General features: G+C 45.3%; 3 protein-coding genes and 1 pseudogene. 2 read left to right on the top strand and 2 right to left on the bottom strand.

All coding sequences use genetic code 11. The features are described 5' to 3' along the window. The coding region (locus F6K38_RS39300; protein ID WP_353737275.1) for an amino acid permease at window positions 1-1,060 on the bottom strand (1,060 nt) is incomplete at its 3' end. A gap of 240 nt (window positions 1,061-1,300) precedes the next feature. Here F6K38_RS39300 and F6K38_RS39295 point away from each other — a divergent pair. After that, on the top strand, window positions 1,301-1,477 hold the full coding sequence (locus tag F6K38_RS39295; RefSeq protein WP_008182297.1) for a hypothetical protein: 177 nt from the start codon (window positions 1,301-1,303) through the stop codon (window positions 1,475-1,477). A gap of 477 nt (window positions 1,478-1,954) precedes the next feature. Then, window positions 1,955-2,323, top strand: coding sequence for a DUF6464 family protein (locus tag F6K38_RS39290; protein ID WP_008182299.1), 369 nt, complete (start codon window positions 1,955-1,957; stop codon window positions 2,321-2,323). Here the strand turns inward: F6K38_RS39290 and F6K38_RS39285 are convergent. After that, window positions 2,324-2,511: pseudogene (locus tag F6K38_RS39285) on the bottom strand (methionyl-tRNA formyltransferase); the annotation flags it as partial.

Here is a 2,511-nt window from a genome sequence, read left to right as displayed (position 1 = left end):
CAATGATATCTAATTGACCAAGGCAAACTGCAGCAGTAGCTATTCCCAACGTTACAGCGGTACCAATCCGTGGTTCATCATCTCGTCCACTACCCGTACCTAGGAATCGCATCCAACGGGGTAATACTCCATCTCTAGCTAGTGCCTGTAAAATCCGGGGAGCACCCAGAATACTCCCTAAGGCACTGCTGAGAGTAGCACCCCATACCCCGAGTAGGATTGACGGACCCCAAAATGCCATCTGCCTCATAATCAGAGGATTGGCAATTAGGGCTTCTCCCCCTACCCGCATCGATAGAATAATTGGTAAGATGATATAAATAGCATATCCTGTGCCTACTGCTGCCAGAGTACCGATGGGAATGGCGCGGATGGGGTTGCGTAGATCACCGGACATATTCACCCCAGCCATGATACCGGTTACGGCAGGGAAGAAGACAGCAAAGACACGCCAGAAGGATTCTTTGGAGGTCACCCACAGCTCAATATTAGCTACATCATAAGGGTAATCATGGTTACCGACTAATAGAGCAATTAGGGATAGCGCTATCGCAGCCATAATAAAGTATTGAATACGGATGGCAAGGCTAGCGGAAGTCAAAGCCAGTATTGCCACTAAAATAGTAGTAATTAGCGCTACATAAAGCTGGTTGAGCTGGGGAAAGGTCTGAACTACGCTCTCGGCAAAACCAATAGTGTATAACGCGACTGAGAGAGCTTGGGCAAAGTAAAGGGGAATTCCTACTGCACCGCCAGTTTCAATTCCTAGGGAACGGCTAATCATGTAATACGCACCACCAGCCCTAACAATGCGGTCAGTTGCGATCGCAGAAATAGACAGAGCCGTCAAAAAGGTAATACTGGTGGAGAGGGTAACAATGATTAGGGTACCCACTAAACCAACATTACCAAGTACCCAACCAAAGCGCAGGTACATAATAACCCCCAGGATGGTGAGAATCGAAGGAGTATAGACCCCACCGAATGTTCCCAAACCTGAAGTTTTTTCCTGAGTAGGCTCGACAACAGGAGATGAGCGGCGACCAAACAGTAACTTCATATGTCTAAAACATGAATATAGTGCATTAAGCTAATCTGACTATAGGGAATATGGCATAGGGAACAGAGATTTTGATTCCTTTGTGGTGGGCGAAACGCCCATGAATTTCTGACTTGAAAATAGCCCTGAGGCAAGGAAGTGCGTTAGTCCTCAGTGAAATACCAGAGATGTTCATACTGTGTTGTAAATGAATTTTTGATGGGGGTATAACTGGAAAATTTTTCAAGTCCTTGACAGACAATGCCAGTTGGTGAATTGATCATGGTCGATGAACAACTCCACCAGTTCTACCCCCAAGCCACAGACATTGGAACTCAAGGATGTTACAACGTTGGTAGCCTGGGCTGTTGGTTCAACTTGGATGAATTTCACACCACAGGAATAACTGCTGTCATGGGGTTTTGGGCAAACAAGTAGAAACTGCTAATGGAACGAAGAGAACAGAAACAATAGTCTTTTAATCTGACAGTCTTTTAAGCTGACTACAGAATTAACTTGCTAAATTCCCAACTTTATGCACCCCAATCACGAATTTAAGGCATTTTTTGCTCAATGACCAATTTACCAATATGGGTAATATCAACTCCGGTTAATCACTTCGTTGATCAATCCAGTCTTCAATCTAGCAGCAGTGTGTTATAATTCACCGGAAAATTCTATGTATAGCAGTCGCCAGGGCAGTTAGGACATGACAAAAGTCTCACACCCTTTGTAAGCGATGCAGCGCGGTCTTGGGGGTTTCCCCCATGAGCGACTGCATCAAGAAGCGCAAGAGTTTGACTTCTGACAAATGACTTCTGACAAATGACTTCTGCTATAGAATTCTGTTGGGCTAGATAGTCAGCCCACAGCCTGCGATACCATTCAACTGTAGCGTGAATGACAATAAGCACTATGGAGCCTGATTCTCTACCCACGGAGTTAATTTTGACGCACCCACGTCAGACCATTGGCAATGTTCAACTGGATTGGATACCTCAACCCGGTAACTATCTCGACTTTAAAGGTAAAACCTACACAGTTTTAGAGCGCCGCCACCGCTACTGTCTTAAGTCAGGGCGCTATCGTTTGCATAAAATTGCTCTGTATGTGCAGTCTTTTGGACACCCTAGTGAAAAAAGCCTGCTCCAGGGGCGTTGGGTGATTGGGGATGCCAGCTGCTATTTCAATGCTCACTCTGAATTGATTCGTTGTGCTGTCAATCCAGACGGACCCTGTGATTCTTGCCGCTTTTACGAACCCTTGAACACTGAAACTCACTAACTAACTATTACCTAGAACTTCTCCTACTTCTAAACGCATACCATTGGCAAAATCCCAAGCAGATTGAGCACGTTTGCCAGCTAATTGCACTTGCTGCAACAACAACATTCCCTTTCCAGTTTGAATAATTGGACCGATTGTCTTGGCAATCTTTACAACTTCTCCAGGACGACCTGAACCAACATCAA

The sequence above is a fragment of the Moorena sp. SIO3B2 genome, assembly GCF_010692525.1.
GTDB lineage: Bacteria > Cyanobacteriota > Cyanobacteriia > Cyanobacteriales > Coleofasciculaceae > Moorena > Moorena producens.
The sequence above is the reverse complement of the archived record's forward strand: the minus strand, read 5'-3'. Positions and strand labels throughout refer to the sequence as shown.

Bases quoted from the DNA above. Each gene is read 5' to 3' on its own strand.
- F6K38_RS39295 (WP_008182297.1), top strand. From the start codon at position 1,301: ATGCCAGTTGGTGAATTGATCATGGTCGATGAACAACTCCACCAGTTC.
- F6K38_RS39290 (WP_008182299.1), top strand. From the start codon at position 1,955: ATGGAGCCTGATTCTCTACCCACGGAGTTAATTTTGACGCACCCACGT.